Source organism: Acidovorax sp. LjRoot74, from assembly GCF_964254355.1.
In the GTDB taxonomy this organism is placed as follows: domain Bacteria; phylum Pseudomonadota; class Gammaproteobacteria; order Burkholderiales; family Burkholderiaceae_C; genus Acidovorax.
The window spans coordinates 501347-521162 of record NZ_CAXUTI020000001.1; the positions used below are offsets into that span (position 1 = coordinate 501347).

The 19816-nt window shown below is 66.3% G+C and carries 16 protein-coding genes; 15 read left to right on the forward strand and 1 reads right to left on the reverse strand.

Features of this window, described 5'->3' with window-relative positions:
* The first annotated feature begins 60 nt into the window (after positions 1-60).
* From ACSQ3O_RS02345 to ACSQ3O_RS02415, 15 genes are all read left to right on the forward strand, one after another.
* Positions 61-780, forward strand: coding sequence for a response regulator (locus ACSQ3O_RS02345; protein ID WP_436141059.1), 720 nt, complete (start codon positions 61-63; stop codon positions 778-780).
* A 346-nt stretch (positions 781-1126) separates the two neighbouring features.
* Positions 1127-2419, forward strand: a complete 1293-nt coding sequence (locus ACSQ3O_RS02350) for an MFS transporter (RefSeq protein WP_137748845.1) — start codon at positions 1127-1129, stop codon at positions 2417-2419.
* A 21-nt stretch (positions 2420-2440) separates the two neighbouring features.
* Positions 2441-3850 (forward strand): NarK family nitrate/nitrite MFS transporter, encoded by a 1410-nt coding sequence (locus ACSQ3O_RS02355; RefSeq protein WP_137748844.1) that lies wholly within the window; start codon positions 2441-2443, stop codon positions 3848-3850.
* A gap of 46 nt (positions 3851-3896) precedes the next feature.
* Positions 3897-7706: a nitrate reductase subunit alpha gene (locus ACSQ3O_RS02360; protein ID WP_436137710.1), complete on the forward strand. Its 3810-nt coding sequence runs from the start codon at positions 3897-3899 to the stop codon at positions 7704-7706.
* A 23-nt stretch (positions 7707-7729) separates the two neighbouring features.
* Entirely contained in the window at positions 7730-9253 is a 1524-nt protein-coding gene (narH, locus tag ACSQ3O_RS02365) for a nitrate reductase subunit beta (RefSeq protein ID WP_137748842.1), read from the forward strand.
* Positions 9254-9275: 22 nt separating this feature from the next.
* Complete coding sequence (gene narJ, locus ACSQ3O_RS02370; protein ID WP_137748841.1) at positions 9276-9977, forward strand: nitrate reductase molybdenum cofactor assembly chaperone; 702 nt, start codon at positions 9276-9278, stop codon at positions 9975-9977.
* A complete protein-coding gene (gene narI, locus ACSQ3O_RS02375) occupies positions 9974-10708 on the forward strand; it encodes a respiratory nitrate reductase subunit gamma (RefSeq protein ID WP_137748840.1) in 735 nt (244 codons plus the stop codon). The genes narJ and narI overlap by 4 nt, the downstream gene beginning before the upstream one ends.
* A 27-nt stretch (positions 10709-10735) precedes the next feature.
* On the forward strand, positions 10736-11677 hold the full coding sequence (locus ACSQ3O_RS02380; RefSeq protein ID WP_137748839.1) for a peptidylprolyl isomerase: 942 nt from the start codon (positions 10736-10738) through the stop codon (positions 11675-11677).
* A 29-nt stretch (positions 11678-11706) separates the two neighbouring features.
* Positions 11707-12384 (forward strand): carbonic anhydrase, encoded by a 678-nt coding sequence (locus ACSQ3O_RS02385; protein WP_137748838.1) that lies wholly within the window; start codon positions 11707-11709, stop codon positions 12382-12384.
* A gap of 100 nt (positions 12385-12484) precedes the next feature.
* On the forward strand, positions 12485-14932 hold the full coding sequence (locus tag ACSQ3O_RS02390) for an adenosylcobalamin-dependent ribonucleoside-diphosphate reductase (protein ID WP_436137711.1): 2448 nt from the start codon (positions 12485-12487) through the stop codon (positions 14930-14932).
* Positions 14905-16263, forward strand: a complete 1359-nt coding sequence (locus tag ACSQ3O_RS02395) for an NnrS family protein (protein ID WP_436137712.1) — start codon at positions 14905-14907, stop codon at positions 16261-16263. The genes ACSQ3O_RS02390 and ACSQ3O_RS02395 overlap by 28 nt, the downstream gene beginning before the upstream one ends.
* 14 nt (positions 16264-16277) lie before the next feature.
* Positions 16278-16955: a nitroreductase family protein gene (locus tag ACSQ3O_RS02400; protein ID WP_436137713.1), complete on the forward strand. Its 678-nt coding sequence runs from the start codon at positions 16278-16280 to the stop codon at positions 16953-16955.
* A gap of 28 nt (positions 16956-16983) precedes the next feature.
* On the forward strand, positions 16984-17397 hold the full coding sequence (locus ACSQ3O_RS02405) for a ribonucleotide reductase subunit alpha (RefSeq protein ID WP_137748834.1): 414 nt from the start codon (positions 16984-16986) through the stop codon (positions 17395-17397).
* Between the two features lie 88 nt (positions 17398-17485).
* Positions 17486-17965 carry a hemerythrin domain-containing protein gene (locus ACSQ3O_RS02410; RefSeq protein WP_436141060.1) on the forward strand — a complete coding sequence of 160 codons (480 nt, stop codon included), beginning with the start codon at positions 17486-17488 and terminating at the stop codon, positions 17963-17965.
* Between the two features lie 252 nt (positions 17966-18217).
* Positions 18218-19297: an AbrB family transcriptional regulator gene (locus ACSQ3O_RS02415; protein ID WP_436137714.1), complete on the forward strand. Its 1080-nt coding sequence runs from the start codon at positions 18218-18220 to the stop codon at positions 19295-19297.
* Between the two features lie 120 nt (positions 19298-19417).
* Here ACSQ3O_RS02415 and ACSQ3O_RS02420 read toward each other — a convergent pair whose 3' ends face one another.
* Positions 19418-19717 (reverse strand): BTH_I0359 family protein, encoded by a 300-nt coding sequence (locus ACSQ3O_RS02420; RefSeq protein ID WP_137748832.1) that lies wholly within the window; start codon positions 19715-19717, stop codon positions 19418-19420.
* Between the last annotated feature and the right edge of the window lie 99 nt (positions 19718-19816).

Sequence of the window (19816 nt, forward strand, 5' to 3'; positions counted from 1 at the left end):
TCCCTTCCGCCCATGACCTTTTCTACCGCCCCCGCGCCCCTGGCCGCGCCCCCGCAGGCCATGGCGCCGCAGCCCCCGGTGACGCTGCTGGTGGTGGACGACCACACCCTGTTCCGCCGGGGCCTGATCGCCCTGCTGGGGCAGGACCCGGGCCTGCTGGTGGTGGGCGAGGCGGGCGATGCCGCCGAGGCCCTGCGCCTGGCGCCGCAGCTTGCGCCCCAGGTGATCCTGCTCGACAACCACCTGCCCGGCGTGATGGGCGTGGACGCCATCCGGGGCCTGCGCGAGGTGGCGCCCGCCTCGCGCGTGCTCATGCTCACCGTGAGCGAAGACGGGCAGGATCTGGCCGCCGCGCTGCGCAACGGCGCGCAGGGCTACCTGCTCAAGACCATCGAAGGCGACCTGCTGGCCGAGGCCATCCGCCGCGCCGCCCGGGGCGAGCCCGTGGTCAGCCCGGAGCTGATGGGCAAGCTGGTGGCCGCCTTCCAGTCGCAGGGCGCGCCCGAGCCGCAGCCTGCTGCGGCCATGTCTGCGCCGCTCCCAGTGGCGCAGACGCCGCCCTTACCCGACGCATCAGTCGCCGTGGCGCAGCTGTCCCCGCGTGAGGAAGACGTGCTGCGCGAGATTGCACGCGGCGCCAGCAACAAGGAAATCGCCCGCACGCTGGACATCGCCGAGACCACGGTGAAGATCCATGTGCAGCACATCCTGCGCAAGCTCGGTCTCAGCTCGCGCGTACAGGCGGCGGTCTACGCCTCCGACCGCCAGCGCGCGGAGTAGGGCGTGCGGCGCTGCATGCCAGCGCGCGTCCTGCATCGTCTATTTGCTATTAAATCAATAGCTATTGAGGTCCGTCCATAGCGCGGAAGGGCCGATTTTTTCACTCAATCCACGCCGCTTGCCAGTGCGCAGGCCTGCGTCCGCGCCTGCGCCCCTCGCCTTGCGCGCTGCCTTGCTTCCTGTGCGGGCAGGGCATCCCTAGTTCTTTCGAACGATGCCCCCGCCCCTTGCCGCGTCGGGGGACTACTCCTTCTGCCGTGGCCGGGCTGTGCTTGTGAAGGATGTTCAGCGCGGGGCTGAAAACCGACCATAGCGCCATACCCAAGAGAAGAAGAGGAACCGCGCAATGGCACACACCACATTGCCCCCGGGCGACAGCCCACAGCGCACCCGCCAGGCCTGGTCGGTGCTCATCGTCAGCACCTTCGCCTTCACCGTCTGCTTCATGGTCTGGATGATGTTCGGCGTCATCGGCATCCCCATCAAGAAGATGCTCAACCTGAACTCCACGCAGTTCGGGCTGCTCATGTCCATGCCTGTGCTCACCGGCTCGCTGGTGCGGGTGCCGCTGGGCATCTGGACCGACCGCTTCGGTGGCCGCATCGTGATGGCTGCCGTGATGGCCACCACCGTGCCGGCCATCTGGATGATGGGCTACGCCACCGAGTACTGGCACTTCCTCACCATCGGCCTGTTCGTCGGCCTGGCGGGCGGCTCGTTCTCGGTGGGCACGCCCTATGTGGCGCGCTGGTTTCCCAAGCACCGCCAGGGCACGGCCATGGGCGTGTACGGCGCGGGCAACTCGGGCGCTGCCGTCAACAAGTTCGTGGCCCCGGTGCTGCTGGTGGCCTTCGGCTGGACCATGGTGCCGCAGGTGTACGCCGCCATCATGCTCGGCACGCTGGTGCTGTTCTGGCTGTTCAGCTACAGCGATCCGGCCCACCTGGTGGCCAGCAACGTCAAGTTCTCCGACCAGCTCAAGGCGCTCAAGGACCCCAAGGTGCTCAAGTACTGCCAGTACTACAGCATCGTGTTCGGTGGCTACGTGGCGCTGTCGCTGTGGATGGTGCAGTACTACGTGGGCGAATACGGCCTCGATATCCGCGTGGCCGCGCTGCTGGCCGCCTGCTTCTCGCTGCCCGGTGGTGTGCTGCGCGCCATTGGCGGCATGCTCTCTGACAAGTACGGTGCCCACAGCGTGACCTGGTGGGTGATGTGGGTGAGCTGGATCTGCCTGTTCCTGCTGAGCTATCCGCAGACCGACTTCACCATCCTCACCGTCAACGGCCCGCAGACCTTCCACATCGGCTTGAACGTGTACATGTTCACCGGCCTCATGTTCCTGCTGGGCATTGCCTGGGCCTTCGGCAAGGCCAGCGTCTTCAAGTACATCAGCGACGACTACCCCAAGAACATCGGCGCCATCAGCGGCATCGTGGGCCTGGCCGGTGGCATGGGCGGCTTCATTCTGCCCATCCTGTTCGGTGCACTCATGGACCTCACGGGCGTGCGCTCCAGCGCCTTCATGCTGATGTACGGCGTGGTCTGGGTCTCGCTCATCTGGATGTACTTCACCGAAGTGCGCCGCACCCGCCTCATGGGCTCGCCGGACGCCGCTGCACAGCCCGCTGCCCGCTGATTTTTTCTAGGAAACCTCACCATGTCTGCCACCACCACCAGCGGGCGCCAGGGGCGCCTGCTCACCCTCTGGACGCCAGAGGACAAGAATTTCTGGGAGCGCGAAGGCGAAGCCGTCGCCAAGCTCAACCTGTGGATCTCGGTGCCCGCGCTGTTTCTGGCCTTCGCCATCTGGCAGGTCTGGAGCGTCGTCGCCGTGAGCCTGCCGGGCCTCGGGTTCAAGTACTCGACCAACCAGCTGTTCTGGCTGGCGGCGGCGCCTGCGCTCTCGGGCGCCACGCTGCGCATCTTCTATTCGTTCATGGTGCCGCTGGTCGGTGGCCGCCGCTGGACGGCGATCTCCACGGCCTCGCTGCTGATCCCTGCGATCGGCATCGGCTTTGCGGTGCAGGACAACACCACCGCCTACCCCACCATGCTCATTCTGGCGCTGCTGTGTGGCCTGGGTGGCGGCAACTTCAGCTCCAGCATGGCCAACATCAGCTTCTTCTTTCCGAAGGAGCGCAAAGGCTCGGCGCTGGGTGTGAATGCGGGCCTGGGCAACCTGGGCGTGTCCGTGGTGCAGTTCCTGAGCCCGCTGGTCGTCACGGCCGGCATCTTCGGCATCTTTGGTGGCGAGGGCCAGACCATCGTCAAGAACGGCCAGACCCTGCAGGTGTGGACGCAGAACGCTGCCTTCATCTGGGTGCCATGGATCGCCATCACCGCACTGGCCGCCTGGTTCGGCATGAACGACATCGCCGACGCGCGTGCCTCGTTTGCCGCGCAGGCCGCCATCTTCAAGCGCAAGCACAACTGGCTGATGTGTGTGCTGTACCTCGGCACCTTCGGCTCGTTCATCGGTTACGCCGCAGGCTTTCCGCTGCTCATCAAGAGCCAGTTCCCCAGCATCAACCCCCTGGCCTATGCCTGGCTGGGCCCGCTGGTGGGCGCGGTGATCCGGCCCTTTGGCGGCTGGCTGGCCGACAAGCTCGGCGGTGCACGCGTCACGCTGTGGAACTTCATCGTCATGGCCATCGCCGTGATGGGCGTCACGGTGTTCCTGCCGTCCGCAGGCAACGAGGGCCAGTTCGCCGGCTTCTTCGTGTGCTTCCTGGTGCTGTTCCTCACCACCGGCATCGGCAACGGCTCCACCTTCCGCATGATCCCCGTGATCTTCCTGACCGAAGCCATGCGCGGCGTGGACAAGAACGACACCGCCGCCGTCGCCAGTGCCAACAAGGAAGGCAACACCCTGGGCGCCGCCACGCTGGGCTTCACCGCCGCCATGGCGGCCTACGGTGGCTTCTTCATCCCCAAGAGCTACGGCAGCTCCATCGCCCTCACTGGCAGCCCCCATGCCGCGCTGTGGACGTTCTTCGCGTTCTACATCGTCTGCATCGTGATCACCTGGTGGTACTACGGCCGCAAGAACGCCGAGATGCCTTGCTGAGCCGCCCCACAGAACCGCACAGAACAGACAAGAAAAGGAGTCCCCGATGAGCCATTTCCTCGATCGCCTCACGTACTTCTCGCAGCCCCGCGAGACCTTCGCCCAAGGCCATGGCGAAACCAACGGCGAAGACCGCACCTGGGAGGACGCCTACCGCGACCGCTGGGCGCACGACAAGATCGTGCGCTCCACCCACGGCGTGAACTGCACGGGCTCCTGCTCGTGGAAGATCTACGTCAAGGGCGGCATCGTGACCTGGGAAACCCAGCAGACCGACTACCCCCGCACCCGCCCCGATCTGCCCAACCACGAACCCCGTGGCTGCGCACGCGGCGCCAGCTACAGCTGGTACCTGTACAGCGCCAACCGCGTGAAGTACCCCATGGTACGTGGCCGTCTGCTCAAACACTGGCGCGCCGCCATTGCCCTGGCCAAGAGCCCTGTGGATGCTTGGGCCAGCATTGTTGAAAACGATGCCTCCAAGCGCGAATGGCAAAAGCAGCGCGGCTTGGGCGGCTTCGTGCGCAGCACCTGGGACGAAGTCAACCAGATGATCGCTGCGGCCAACGTCTACACGATCAAGAAGCATGGCCCGGACCGCATCATCGGCTTCTCGCCGATTCCGGCCATGTCGATGATCTCGTACGCGGCCGGCAGCCGCTACCTGAGCCTGATCGGCGGCGTGTGCATGAGCTTTTACGACTGGTACTGCGACCTGCCTCCCAGCAGCCCGCAGACTTGGGGCGAGCAGACTGACGTGCCCGAGTCGGCCGACTGGTACAACAGCTCGTACATCATTGCCTGGGGCTCCAACGTGCCCCAGACCCGCACGCCCGACGCGCACTTCTTGACCGAAGTGCGCTACAAGGGCACCAAGGTTGTGTCCATCACGCCCGACTATTCCGAAGTGGCCAAGCTGGGCGATTTGTGGATGCATCCCAAGCAGGGCACCGACGCCGCCGTGGCCATGGCCATGGGCCACGTGATCCTGAAAGAGTTTTACTTCAAGGATGGTGGCAAGGGCCGCAGCGCGTACTTTGATGACTACGCCCGCCGCTACACCGATCTGCCGCTGTTGGTGGTGCTCAAGGAAAAGACGCTGCCCGATGGCCGCACGGTGATGGTGCCTGACCGCTATGTGCGCGCCAGCGACTTCCCTGGCCAGCTCGACCAGTCCAACAACCCCGACTGGAAGACCGTGGGCTACGACGAGCTGGGCCAGGTCACGCTGCCCAATGGCTCCATCGGCTTTCGCTGGGGGGCCGACGGCCGCGCCGATCAGGGCCTGTGGAACCTGGAGAACAAGGAAGCCCGCACGGGCAACACCGTCAAGCTCAAGCTGTCGGTGATCGAAGACGGCGCACAGGCGCATGAAGTGGCCAAGGTGGCCTTCCCGTACTTCGGCGGTGTGCAGTCGCCCAACTTCACGGCCAACGAACAAGGCAGCGATGTGATGGTGCGCCCTGTGCCGGTGACGCACCTGGAGCTGGCGGGCCACGAGGCACAAGGCAAGGTGATGGTGGCTACGGTGTTCGACCTGCTGGCCGCCAACTACGGCATCGACCGGGGCCTGCCTGGTGAAGAGCCTGGCGGCAGCTATGACGCCGACCGCCCCTACACCCCTGCGTGGCAAGAGAAGATCACCGGCGTGCCGCGCGATCAGATCATCACCGTGGCCCGCCAGTTCGCCGACAACGCGCACAAGACGCATGGCAAGTCCATGGTCATCATCGGCGCGGCGATGAACCACTGGTACCACTGCGACATGAACTACCGGGGCATCATCAACATGCTGATGCTGTGCGGCTGTATTGGCCAGAGCGGCGGCGGCTGGGCGCACTATGTAGGCCAGGAAAAGCTGCGGCCCCAGACCGGCTGGACGGCGCTGGCCTTTGCGCTGGACTGGATCCGCCCACCGCGCCAGATGAACAGCACCAGCTTCTTCTACGCGCACACCGACCAGTGGCGCTACGAAAAGCTGGGCATGGAAGAAATCCTCTCGCCCCTGGCCGATGCCAGCGCCTACCACGGCGCGCAGATCGACTACAACGTGCGCGCCGAGCGCATGGGCTGGCTGCCTTCGGCGCCCCAGCTCAAGACCAGCCCGCTGCAGGTGGCCAAGGATGCCGCTGCGAAGGGCATGGACGCCAAGGACTATGTGGTGAAGTCCCTCAAGGAAGGCAGCCTGCAGATGAGCTGCGAAGACCCGGACCATCCCGACAACTGGCCGCGCAACATGTTCGTGTGGCGCTCCAACATCCTGGGCTCGTCGGGCAAGGGGCATGAATACTTCCTCAAGCACCTGCTGGGCACCACCCATGGTGTACAGGGCAAGGACCTGGGCCAGGACGAAGCCAAGCCCGAAGAAGTGCAGTGGCACGCCAAGGCACCCGAAGGTAAGCTGGACCTGCTGGTCACGCTCGACTTCCGCATGAGCACGACCTGCCTGTACTCCGACATCGTGCTGCCCACGGCCACCTGGTATGAGAAGAACGACCTCAATACCAGCGACATGCACCCCTTTATCCACCCGCTGTCCACCGCGGTGGACCCTGCCTGGCAGGCCAAGAGCGACTGGGAGATCTACAAGGGTTTCGCCAAGGCCGTGAGCGAGGTCAGCGTGGGCCATCTGGGCGTCGAGAAGGACGTGGTGCTCACTCCCATCATGCACGACACCCCCGGCGAAATGGCGCAGCCCTATGGCGTGCGCGACTGGAAGAAGGGCGAGTGCGAACTCATCCCCGGCAAGACCGCGCCCCAGGTCACGGTGGTCGAGCGCGACTACCCTAACCTGTACAAACGCTTCACCGCCCTGGGCCCCTTGATGGACAAGGCCGGCAACGGCGGCAAGGGCATTGGCTGGAACACGCAGACCGAAGTCGGCCAGCTGGGCGACCTGAACGGCCGCGTGAAGGAAGAGGGCGTGACGCAAGGCATGCCCCGCATCGTGACCGACATCGACGCTACCGAAGTGGTGATGATGCTGGCGCCTGAGACCAACGGCCACGTGGCCTGCAAGGCCTGGGAAGCCCTGGGCAAGCAGACCGGCCGTGACCACGTGCACCTGGCGCTGCACCGCGAGGACGAGAAGATCCGCTTCCGCGACATCCAGGCGCAGCCGCGCAAGATCATCAGCTCGCCCACCTGGTCGGGCCTGGAAAGCGAGAAGGTCAGCTACAACGCGGGCTACACCAATGTGCACGAGTACATCCCATGGCGCACCCTCACGGGCCGCCAGCAGTTCTACCAGGACCATCCGTGGATGCGCGACTTCGGCGAAGGCTTCGTGAGCTACCGCCCACCGGTGCACCTGAAGACGCTGCATGAAGTTGAAGGCAAGAAGCCCAATGGCAACCGTGAGATCCAGCTGAACTTCATCACGCCGCACCAGAAGTGGGGCATCCACAGCACGTACAGCGACAACCTGATGATGCTCACGCTGAACCGGGGTGGCTCGGTGGTGTGGCTGAGTGAAGACGACGCCAAGGTCGCAGGCATCGTGGACAACGACTGGGTCGAACTCTTCAACGCCAACGGTGCCATTGCGGCGCGCGCGGTGGTGAGCCAGCGCGTGAACCCCGGCATGGTGATGATGTACCACTCGCAAGAGAAGATCATCAACACCCCCGGCTCCGAGATCACCGGCACCCGTGGCGGCATCCACAACTCGGTCACGCGCATCGTGCTCAAGCCTACCCACATGATTGGCGGCTACGCACAGTACAGCTACGGCTTCAACTACTACGGAACCATCGGCACCAACCGCGACGAGTTCGTGCTGGTGCGCAAGATGGACCGCGTGGACTGGCTCGACGATGAAGCCCCCGCATCGGCCCACAGCGGTGCGCATGCCTGAAGCCGAAGACAAGGAGAAACACGATGAAAATTCGCGCACAAATCGGCATGGTGCTGAACCTGGACAAGTGCATCGGCTGCCACACCTGTTCCGTCACCTGCAAGAACGTCTGGACCAGCCGCCCCGGCGTGGAATACGCCTGGTTCAACAACGTCGAAACCAAGCCTGGCATTGGTTACCCCAAGGAATGGGAAAACCAGGACCGCTGGAACGGTGGCTGGGTACGCAGCCCTGACGGCTCCATCGCCCCCCGCCAGGGCGGCAAGTGGAAGCTGCTCATGCGCATCTTCGCCAACCCCAACCTGCCGCAGATCGACGACTACTACGAGCCCTTCACGTTCGACTACGACCACCTGCAGTCGGCGCCTGAAAGCAAGGCTGCACCCACCGCGCGCCCGCGCAGCCTGATCACGGGCAAGCGCATGGAGAAGATCGAGTGGGGTCCGAACTGGGAGGAAATCCTGGGCGGTGAATTCAGCCGCCGCAGCAAGGACAAGAACTTCGACGATGTGCAAAAGGACATCTACGGCCAGTTCGAGAACACCTTCATGATGTACCTGCCGCGCCTGTGCGAGCACTGCCTGAACCCGGCGTGCGTGGCATCGTGCCCCTCGGGCTCGATCTACAAGCGCGAGGAAGATGGCATTGTGCTGATCGACCAGGACAAGTGCCGTGGCTGGCGCATGTGCGTCAGCGGCTGCCCCTACAAGAAGATCTACTACAACTGGCAGTCGGGCAAGGCCGAGAAGTGCATCTTCTGCTACCCCCGCATTGAGGCAGGCCAGCCGACCGTGTGCTCGGAAACCTGCGTGGGTCGCATCCGGTACCTGGGCGTTCTGCTGTACGACGCGGACCGCATCCAGGAAGCCGCCAGTGTGGAGCGCGACCGCGACCTGTACCAGGCGCAGCTCGACATCTTCTTGAACCCCAACGATCCGGACGTCATCAAGCAAGCGCGCATCGACGGCATCCCGGACAGCTGGATGGACGCTGCCCGCAACAGCCCCGTCTACAAGATGGCCGTGGACTGGAAGGTGGCGCTGCCGCTGCACCCCGAGTACCGCACGCTGCCCATGGTCTGGTACGTTCCGCCGCTCTCGCCCATCACGGCCGCCGCCAACGCGGGCCATGTGGGCGCGAATGGCGAGATTCCGGATGTGTCGCAGCTGCGCATCCCCGTGCAGTACCTGGCCAACCTGCTCACCGCCGGTGACACCGGCCCTGTGGTGCGCGCGCTGGAGCGCATGCTGGCCATGCGCACTTACCAGCGTGACAAGCACGTAGAGCAGCGCCAGAACCTGTCGGTGCTCAAGCAGGCTGGCCTGTCGATGGCCGAGGTGGAGGAGATGTACCAGGTGATGGCGATCGCCAATTACGAAGACCGCTTCGTGATCCCGTCAGCCCACCGCGAGTACGCCGAGAACGCGTTCGACATCCGGGGCGGTTGCGGTTTCTCGTTCGGCAACGGCTGCTCCGATGGCGCCAGTGAGGTCAGCATGTTCGGCGGCAAGAAGCCTCGCACCATCCCGATCAAGGCCACGGTCTGATCGCACACAGGAAGGAATCACCATGTTCAAGAAGAACCCGACCTCTGTGCGCTTGACCCTGCGCGCCCTGGGCTACTTGCTGAGCTACCCCGATGCGCAGCTGCGCAGCGTGATGCAGCAGCTCGTCGATGCGCTGCAGGCCGAGCAGGCCCTCCCCGCCGAGCGCATGGAGGAGCTGAAGGCCGTGTGCCAGCACCTCGCGGCACTCGATCCGCTCGAAGCCGAAGCCCGCTATGTGGACAACTTTGACCGGGGCCGCCAGACCTCGCTGCACCTGTTCGAGCATGTGCACGGCGACTCGCGCGACCGCGGCCCGGCGCTCATCGACCTGATGCAGACCTACGAAAAGGCCGGCTTGCAATTCCAGGCCGACGAGCTGCCTGACCACTTGCCCGTGGTGCTGGAGTTCGCCTCCACCCAGCCCCCCGAAGTCGCCAAGGAGTTCCTGGGCGAAATGGCCCACATCCTCAACGCGCTGTTCAGCGCGCTGGTGGCGCGCAACAGCCCTTACGCCAGCGTGATTGCGGCCGTGCTCGAAGTCTCGGGCCAGCGTGTGCAGTCGGTGGCGCTCACCCCCGAGCCCGAGATGGACGAGGTGTGGGCCGAGCCCGAAGCGTTTGGGGGTTGCAGCACCCAGGGCCAGTCCAAGCCTGACCAGCCGCAACCTATGCATTTTGTTCGTACTCCCCGCGCCGAGCGGGCATCCGAAGGAGTCTCAGCATGACTACCACCTGGCTCGACACCCTGTTGTTCGGCATCTATCCCTACATCTGCTTGGCCGTTTTTTTCATCGGCAGCTGGGCGCGGTTTGACCGCGATCAGTACACCTGGAAAAGCGATTCATCGCAGCTGCTGCGCACCGGCAGCCTGCGCTGGGGCAGCAACCTGTTCCACATCGGCGTGCTGTTCCTGTTCTTCGGCCACACCGTGGGCATGCTCACGCCGCACTTCTTGTATGAGCACTTCATCAGCGCGGGTGCCAAGCAGGTCATGGCCATGGTGTCGGGTGGCCTGGCAGGTACGCTGGGCTTCATTGGCCTGTCCATCCTGTTGCACCGCCGCCTGTCGGACCCGCGCATCCGCGCCACGTCCAAGACCAGTGACATCCTGATCCTGGTGCTGCTGTGGCTGCAACTGGCGCTGGGCCTGGCCACCATCCCGCTGTCGGCGCAGCATCTGGACGGCTCCATGATGATGAAGCTGGCCGAGTGGGGCCAACGCGTGGTGACCTTCCGCAGCGGCGGTGTGGAGTTGCTGGCCGAAGCCGGTTGGATCTTCAAGGCCCACATGTTCCTTGGCATGAGCATCTTCCTCGTCTTCCCGTTCACCCGCCTAGTGCACGTGTGGAGCGGTTTTGGCACGCTGGCCTATGTGCTGCGCCCTTACCAGGTGGTGCGTGCGCGCCGCTTGAACCTGCCCGCAGGCCACATGCAGTCGCAAGACCGCCGTGCCTGAGACCTACCGATCCCCAAGGAGCACACCATGAGCGGATGTGGAACCGGGAGCTGCGGATGCGGCTCCACCGATAGCAGCGCGGCAGCAGCCCCTGCCAGCACACTGACCCCCACGCAGACTGCGGCCTACGAGGCCCTGGTAGCAACGATGGCCGATGCCCCCGTGCAGGCGATGCCAGCATCCGTAGCAAGCGGGCCGGGGGTAGTGGCTGCAATCGCACGCATCAACGGCGTGGCCCTCAACGCACCGCACGAAGTTCTGGACGAAGAGGCCCTGCGCCAACGCGCCTGCACCGAGCTGCTGCGCCAGGCGGCCCAGCAGGCGGGGTTGCTGTCGGCCGACGATGTGCCGGGTACCGAGGGCGTCATCAGCACCGAGGCTTCCAACGCCATCGAGCAACTGCTGGACCGTGAGCTGCCCATTCCCGATCCGTCGGAAGAGGCCTGCCGCCGCTACCACGAGGCCCACCCTGCAGCGCATGCCCAGGGCGAGCGTGCGCAACTGCGGCATGTGCTGTTTGCCGTGACGCCGGGTGTGGATGTGAAGCAGTTGCGCCTGCGCGCCGAGGCCTTGCTGATCGAGCTGCGCTGCGCCGACGACGGTGGTGCGAAGTTTGCCGAGGCCGCCGCCCAGTGGTCCAACTGCCCCAGCGGCCAGCAAGGGGGTGACCTGGGCTGGCTCACCCGCGCCGACTGCGCCCCCGAGTTCGCCCGCGAGGTGTTTGGCAGCGCCGAGATCGGCGTGCTGGCGCGCCTGGTGCACAGCCGCTTTGGCCTGCATGTGGTGGAAGTGGTAGCGCGTGAAGCGGGGCAACAGCCCGCGTTCGAGGACGTGCGCCAGGCCATCGCGCTCACCCTGCGCCAGCAGGCCTGGGTGAATACCCTGCGCCAGTACCTGCAACTGCTGGCAGGTGCTGCGGTGGTCGAAGGGGTGGCGCTGGATGCGGCCGAATCGCCGCTGGTGCAGTAGCGGCATGTTTGTCTGTGGGTCATACCACCATGCCTGACGAGCTGCTGGACCGCTTGCGCCGTTTTCATGACGACGCCTTTCCCCAGTACCGCGAGCAGTTCCAGACGCTGGTGGACGAGGGGCAGCACCCCACCACTTTGTTCATTGGCTGCTCCGACTCGCGCCTGGTGCCCTACCTGCTGACCGGGGCGGGACCGGGCGAGCTGTTCCTGGTGCGCAATGTGGGGGCCTTCATCCCGCCGTATGACGGCTCGCACGGCCACCATGGCACCACGGCGGCCATCGAGTTTGCGGTACTCAACCTGCAGGTGCGCCGCATCGTGGTGTGCGGCCACAGCCACTGTGGGGCCATCAAGGCGATGTACAGCGAGGTGTCGCCCGAGGCTCCCAACCTCAACCACTGGCTGGACCTGGGGCGCGAGGCCCTGTTGCCCATGTCGCCGGGCCCCGAGGTGCTGCGCCGCACCGAACAGCGCGCGGTGGTGCTGCAGCTGGAGCGCCTCATGGAGTACCCCATGGTGCGCAGCCGGGTGCAGTCGGGCCAGATCAGCCTGCATGGCTGGCACTACGTGATCGAGGAGGGCGAGGTCCATGTGTTCGACGTGAGCACCGGTGGTTTTGTGCCTGCCTCGCGTGCGGACAACAGCGGCACAGGCCCTTACCAGCCCTATGTGGAGCACGACGGACAGGTGCTGGTGGACGAGTGATGGGCCGACGACTTGCCACGGCGCGGCATTCGGAGTCGAATGAGCGCTCCTTGACGGAACGCAACCCCGTTTCAGTGTGAAACCCAAATCATCGGCCCCCATGAAACGCGAACCTCAGCCCCCCCTCCGTGCCCTGTCCTCCCTGCAGCCCATCAGTCTGGATGTGCTGCGCGAAAAGTACCTCAAACCCGGCGAGACCACGGCCGACGAGCTGTACCAGCGCGTGGCGCGGGCCCTGGCCTCGGTCGAAAAGCCGGACCTGCGTGAAAAGTACGAAGCCCTGTTCCTGGCCAACCTGAAGGCAGGCGCCATCGGTGCGGGCCGCATCATGAGCGCGGCGGGCACTGACATCCAGGCCACGCTGATCAACTGCTTTGTGCAGCCCGTGGGCGACTGCATCCAGGGCGTGGACGACGAGGGCTTTCCGGGCATCTACGAGGCGCTGCGCGAAGCCGCCGAGACCATGCGGCGTGGCGGCGGCGTGGGCTACGACTTCTCGCGCATCCGCCCCAAGGGCGCGTACGTGAAGGGCACGGCCTCCATGGCCTCGGGGCCCTGCAGCTACATGAACGTGTTCGACCAGTCATGCTCCACGGTAGAGAGCGCGGGCGCGCGCCGGGGCGCGCAGATGGGCGTGCTGCGCATCGACCACCCCGACGTGCAGGAATTCATCACCGCCAAGCGCACGCCGGGCCGCTGGAACAACTTCAATGTGTCGGTGGGCGTGTCGGACGCGTTCATCGAGGCCGTGCAGAACGATGCACCGTGGGAGCTGGTGCACAAGGCCGCCCCGGGCGCCGCGTTGCTGGCACAGGGCGCCCGCCAGCGCGCCGACGGCCAGTGGGTCTATACCACCGTGCAGGCGCGGCAGCTGTGGGACACGATCATGAAGTCGGCCTACGACTTCGCTGAGCCGGGCATCCTTTTCCTGGGCCGCATCAACGAAGACAACAACCTGCATTACTGCGAGGACATCGCGGCGACCAACCCGTGCGGTGAGCAGCCACTTCCCTCCTACGGCTGCTGCGACCTCGGTCCCATCATCCTCACCCGCTTCGTGCGCTACCCCTTTGGCTTCGGTGGTGTGGCGGCGTTTGACTTTGAGGCGTTCAGCGAGGCCGTGGCGCTGCAGGTGCGTGCGCTCGACAATGTGCTCGATGTGACCTTCTGGCCGCTGCCGCAGCAGCGCGACGAGGCCATGGCCAAGCGGCGCATTGGCGTGGGTTTTACCGGCATGGGCAACACGCTGGCCATGCTGTGCTTGCGCTATGACCTGCCCGAGGGTCGCACCATGGCGGCGCGCATTGCCGAGTGCATGCGCGATGCCGCATACGCCGCGTCGATGGACCTGGCGCGCGAGAAAGGCGTGTTCCCCAAGTTCGACGCCAAGGGCTATCTGGCCGAAGGTACCTTTGCCAGCCGCCTGCCGGAGTCGCTGCAGGCGGCCATCCGCACGCACGGCATCCGCAACAGCCACCTGCTGTCCATTGCGCCCACGGGCACGGTGAGCCTGGCGTTTGCCGACAACGCGTCCAACGGCATCGAGCCGCCGTTCTCGTGGATGTACAAGCGCAAGAAGCGCGAGTCCGATGGCAGCACCACCGAATACGCGGTGGAAGACCATGCCTGGCGCCTGTACCGTGAGCTGGGCGGCGATGTTGACGCGCTGCCCGACTACTTTGTCTCGGCCCTGGCCATGTCGGCGCAGGACCACATCGCGATGATGGAGTCCGTGCAGCCCTTCGTGGACACTGCCATCTCCAAGACCGTGAACATCCCGGCCGACTACCCCTACGAGGACTTCAAGGACCTGTACCTGCAGGCTTGGCGCGCGCGGCTCAAGGGCCTGGCCACCTACCGGCCTAACAACATCCTGGGCTCGGTGCTCGAAACCCATGCAGCGCCTGCGCCTGAGCCCGCTGCGGTGGCCAAGCCTGCGCCTGCAGCACCGCCGGTGGACCCGATGCGCACGGTGATCGAAAGCCGCCCGCAGGGCGGCCTCTCGGCCGTGGCCGAAAAGCTTGAATACTGGACGCAGGAAGGCCACAAGACCCTGTACCTCATCGTGTCCTTCCTGCCCGTGCCCACGGGCGTGGGTGGTCGCACCGTGGACCGCGCCATCGAGTTCTTCATGCCCGTGGGCCAGAGCGGCGAGTCGCAGCAGTGGATCACCTCCAGCATGCGCATGCTGTCGCTCGCGGCGCGCGGTGGCTTCCTGGAGCGTGCGCTGTCCGACATGCGCAAGGTGGCCTGGGACCGGGGCCCCGTGCGCCTGGGCCAGCACCGCAAGGACGATGGCACGCTGGTGCCCATGTGGCACGACTCCGAGGTGGCGGCCATGGCCTATGCGATCCAGAACATCCTGGCCCGCCGCGTGGCCGACCCGGTGCAGCAGCAACTGCCGCTGGACGAGCCCGCACCACCGCCCGTGGCCGTGCCCCAGGCCATGGCGGGCAAGAAATGCAGCGAGTGCGGCGCCCACGCGGTCATCCGCAAGGACGGCTGCGACTACTGCACGCAATGCGGACACCTCGGGAGCTGCGGGTGACGCCTGCCCGCCCTACCATTCCCTTGGGGCTTGTCTCGGGCAAGCCCACGGCCGAGGCGCTGGCGCAGATGGACCGGCACTGGCGCTGGCGCTATGTGATGCTGGCGCCGCACCGCCTGGGCTTTTTGCTGGCCATGGTGGTGCTGGTGGCTTCGGGGGCATGGTGGGCGCTGGTGATGGTGGACCGCTCCACCGGGTGGCCGGGCCTGGCCTGGACGCTGCCGCCCACGCTGGTGCATGCGGCCGTGATGGTGTTTGGTTTTATTCCGCTGTTCTTTTCGGGTTTTCTGTTTACCGCAGGGCCCAAGTGGCTGGGGGTTGATCCACTGCCGCCGCAGGCACTGCGCAACCCCCTGTTGGCCCAGGCGGCGGGCTGGCTGCTGTGGCTGGTCGGGGCCCACCTGCATGTGGTGGTCGCGCTGGCCGGGCTGGCGCTGGCTTGGGGCGGGCTGGTGGCGATGGCGCTGCAGTTCTGGGGCCGGGTGCGGCTGAGCCAGGCGCAGGACCAGCTCCACGCGCGCGTGATTGCGAGCGCCTGCGTGCTGGGAGGCATCAGCGTGGCCGGGCTCGGGCTCAGCCTGGCGCTGGGTGCTCCGGCCTTGGGGCGGGCCTGGGTGTTCACCGGGCTGTGGGGCTTTGTGGTGGTGGTCTACGTCACGGTGGCGCACCGCATGATTCCGTTTTTCACCTCCAGTGCCATGCCCATGGTGCGGGCCTGGCGGCCGTTCTGGGTGCTGTGGCTCATGCTCGCTGCGGCGGGGCTGCAGGTGCTGGCGACTTGGCTGGAATGGGCGGGTGTGCCGGCGAGCGCCGCAGGCCCGGCCTGGGGGCTGGTGTTCGGTGCGCTGCAACTGGTGGTAGGGGGCGTGCTGGTGTGGCTGGCCTGGGTGTGGGGGCTGGTGCAAAGCCTCAAGAACCGGCTGCTGGCCATGCTGCACATCGGCTTCTTGTGGCTGGGCCTGGCCTTCCTGCTGGGGGGCGCGTCGCAGTGGCTGGCCTGGGGGCTGGGCATGGGCACGTTGGGGTGGGGCGCTTTGCATGCGCTCACGATGGGTTGCCTCGCGTCGCTGATGCTGGCCATGGTCACACGCGTGTCCTGCGGCCACAGCGGCCGCGCGCTGGTGGCTGACAGCATTGCCTGGACACTCTTCTGGCTGCTGCAGGCGGCCACGCTGCTGCGCATTGCGGCGGCGGTGCCGGGCATGCCGGTGGGGGCGTTGCCCTGGCTGCTGCTGTTGGCTGCGGGCCTCTGGGCTGGCACCATGGGGGCCTGGGGCGTGCGCCTGGGCCGTTGGTATGGCTGCCTGCGGGCCGATGGTCGCCCGGGCTGAGAAGGATTTTTGTCATGGCTGTCATTCCCTGGCCTTTGAGCCCTTCACCCAAATCGATATCCGCTGCCGTGCGTGCGCCCGTGGCCGACGACGTGGCGGGCATGGCGGCGGCGCTGATCCAGTCGCGCCAGACCATCTTGCCCAAGCGCCTGGGCGCGCCTGGGCCAGGGGCGGCCGAGCTGGCGCAGATCCTGAGTGCAGCAGCCCATGCGCCCGACCATGGCCAGCTGGTGCCCTGGCGGTTTGTGCTGGTGCCCGAGGCATCGCGCACGCCGCTGGCCGATGTGTTTGCCCAGGCCTTGCAGGAGCGCGACCCTGCCGCCACCGCCGAGCAAGCCGAGCAGGCGCGCGAAAAAGCCTACCGCTCGCCCGTGCTGTTGTTGGCCGTGGTGGATGCAGAACGCGGCGACGCCGACATCGACCTGGCCGAGCGCACTGTGTCCGCCGGTTGTGCCGTGCAGAACATGCTGCTCATGGCCACGGCGCTGGGCTATGGCTCGGCGCTCACCAGCGGCAAGGCGCTCAAGGCCGACAGCCTGCGGGCACTGTTCCAGTTGGCGCCGTCCGAACTGGCCCTGTGTTTCGTGAGCATCGGCACCGTGTTGTCGCGCAAGGCCGTGCGTGCGCGGCCCATGCCCAGTGCCTATGTGAGCACGCTGGACGCAGACCGGGGCGTGGTGCCCGGCTTTTGACCTGTTTTTTTGATGACGGAACCTTGTGATGGAAATTGCCAGCTTTGACGACCTGCTGCAGGCCGCGCGCCAGCAGCCCGAGCCCCAGCGCCTGCTGTTTGTGTTTGCCGCCGCCGAGTTGCCCGACGACGCCACCCCTGCCCAGCGTGCGCGTTTTGAGGCCGGGCAGGGCGGCGCCCTGGTGCCGCTGATGTGTGTGGACAAGACGCCGCAGGAGCTGGCGTCGTTCAGCGCGCTGGTGGAAGAGGCGCGCCAGTTCACCGCCCCGGGCCACGACTGGGCCATGGTGTTCGCGGCGGCGCTGTCTGGCACCCTGAACCAGGCGCCCACCAGCGCCGATGCCGAGGCGCCCTTGCAGCGCATGGTGGATGCAATCAAGGGCGGCGCACATGGCGCCTACATCCCGTTCAACCGCCAGGGCCAGCCTGTGCGTCTGGGCTGAGACGGTGTCCGCCACCCCCTCGGGCCCAACGGCCCGCCACCTGCCGGGCTTCAGCGCCCCGGCCGTGGGGTTTGAGCAGCCCTTTGCCATGCTGGAGGCCTGCCACGAGCGCGTTCAGCGCACCCTGGCCCTGCTCGCGCGGCTGCGCGCCCATGTGCGCCAGCACGGCGCCGACGAAGACGCCCGCCAGGCCGCGCGCGATGTGCTGCGCTATTTCGACATTGCCGCGCCGCTGCACCATGAAGACGAAGAACTGCATGTGTTCCCGCTGCTGCGGGCCCAGGCGTCGTCCGACGTGCAAACGCTGGTGCAGCAGCTGCAGCAGGACCATCTGGCCATGACGGCCGACTGGGCGGCGGCGCGTGTGCCCTTGCTGGCGCTGGCTGATGCGACTGCGGCCCTGTTCACCCCCGGGGACGACGCGGCGCTCGACCGGTTTGCCCAGCGCTACGCAGACCACATTGCGGCGGAAGAGGGCACGGCCTACCCCGCAGCGCTGGCGCTGCTGGCCCCCGCCACCCTGGCGGCCATGGGGCAGGAGATGGCTGCGCGGCGCGGTGCGCGGTAGTTGCTTCTAAAAGTATAGCTATTGGGGCAAGATGGATACGCGCAAAGGCCTGTTTTGGCTTGAAATGATCGCCTGGCGGGTAGTCGCCGCAGCGGTTTCCTTCTGGCGATGGCTGCCATGCTGCCTGGGCAGGGCCTGGTGGGAGTGGCGTGGCAGTGGCGGCGCGATACTTGGTGGCTGAGGCTGCTGCTCCGTCTGGCTGCGCCCCGGTTTTCTCTCCGCCTTCCTTCCCCGGCCCGCCGCTCTGCCCGTATGCGTTTCCCTTTTGTTGCCCGTGTCCTTGCCACGCTCGCCCTGGCCTGGGCGGCGGCTGCCGCCTGTGTGGCGCTCCAGATCCCGCTGCCATGGATGATCGGCCCGCTGCTGGCCACCTCGCTGGTGTCGATTGCAGGCGGGCCCACCGAAAGCTGGGGCCCGCTGCGCAACGCCGGACAGTGGACCATTGGCGCGGCGCTGGGCCTGTACTTCACGCCCGAGGTGGTGGCGCTGATCGGGGGCCTGTGGTGGGCCATCGTGCTGGGCATCGTTTGGGCGCTGTTCCTGGGCTGGTTGTTTGGCGCCTGGCTGTACCGCGTGCACGCCCCGCGCATGCACGGTGTGCCCGCGCCCATGCTGCGCGCCACCAGCTACTTTGCGGGGGCGATTGGGGCGGCGTCCGAGATGACCCTGCTCTCTGAGCGCGAAAACGCGCGCACCGACCTGGTGGCCGCCAGCCACAGCCTGCGCCTGCTCATCGTCACGGTGACGATTCCGTTTGCGCTGCAGTGGAGCGGCCTGCATGGCCTCGACATCCTGCCGCCTACGCTGCGTGTGGTGCACTGGCCTGGTCTGGCATTGATGGCACTGATGACCGGCGCCGGCGCGGTGGTGATGGACCGGCTGGGCCGCGCCAACCCCTGGTTCATGGGCGCGATGCTGGTGTCCATGGGGCTCACCATGGCGGGCCTGGGCCTGTCGGCCGTGCCACAGGGGCTGGTGAATGCAGCGCAGCTGGTGATTGGCGTGAGCCTGGGCGTGCGTTTTCGCCGGGAGTTCTTGCACACCGCGCCGCGCTGGCTGGCCACGGTGGCGGTGGGCACCTTGGGGCTGATGGGGGTGTGCGCCCTGTTTGCCGGGGCGCTGGCCTGGACCACGGGCCTGCCCTGGGTCACGCTGCTGCTGGGCACGTCCCCGGGCGGCATCACCGAAATGGCCATCACCGCCAAGGTGCTGCAGCTGGGGGTGCCGGTGGTCACCGCTTTCCAGGTCTGCCGCTTGATTGCCGTGCTGATGCTGGTGGACCCGATGTACCGGCGGATCTACCCGCCAGCGGCAGCTGGCTCCGGGGCTTAGACTGGGCGGGGTGCCTTCGAAACTGTCACTACGCCATCGCGAGGGACGACAAGCAAGGGCCGCCCCGCAGCGAAGTCGTCGTCCCCCTGGGGGGAAGGCGCGTAGCGCCTCAGGGGGGAATCAATGAACCACCACAGGGTTCTGCGCCAGCCCCGCGTAGCGGTCCAGCGCATCTTCCACTTCTTCCTGTGTGGGGGTGTCGCGTTGCCAGGCCAGGATCTGCTCCTGGAACATCTCGGCCCAGGATCCGTCCAGGTACACCTCCTTGCCCGAGCGCTTGTCCACGATTTCAAAGCCGTGGCGGGCGAGCTGGGGGGCGGCGGGGGCGGTGTCGTTGAGCGCCTGGGCGCTCTTTTTCTCCACGGCGTCGGGCAGCATGTGGACCACCACGAAGGATTCTGAGTCGTAGAGCATGTGCATCGTGTTCCCCTGGTTGATTTGAAATTCAGATGACAGCAGTCACGCAGAGTTCAAGCCCCGGGGGCGGCTTGCGGGGTATCCCGACGGTGGGGTGGTGTC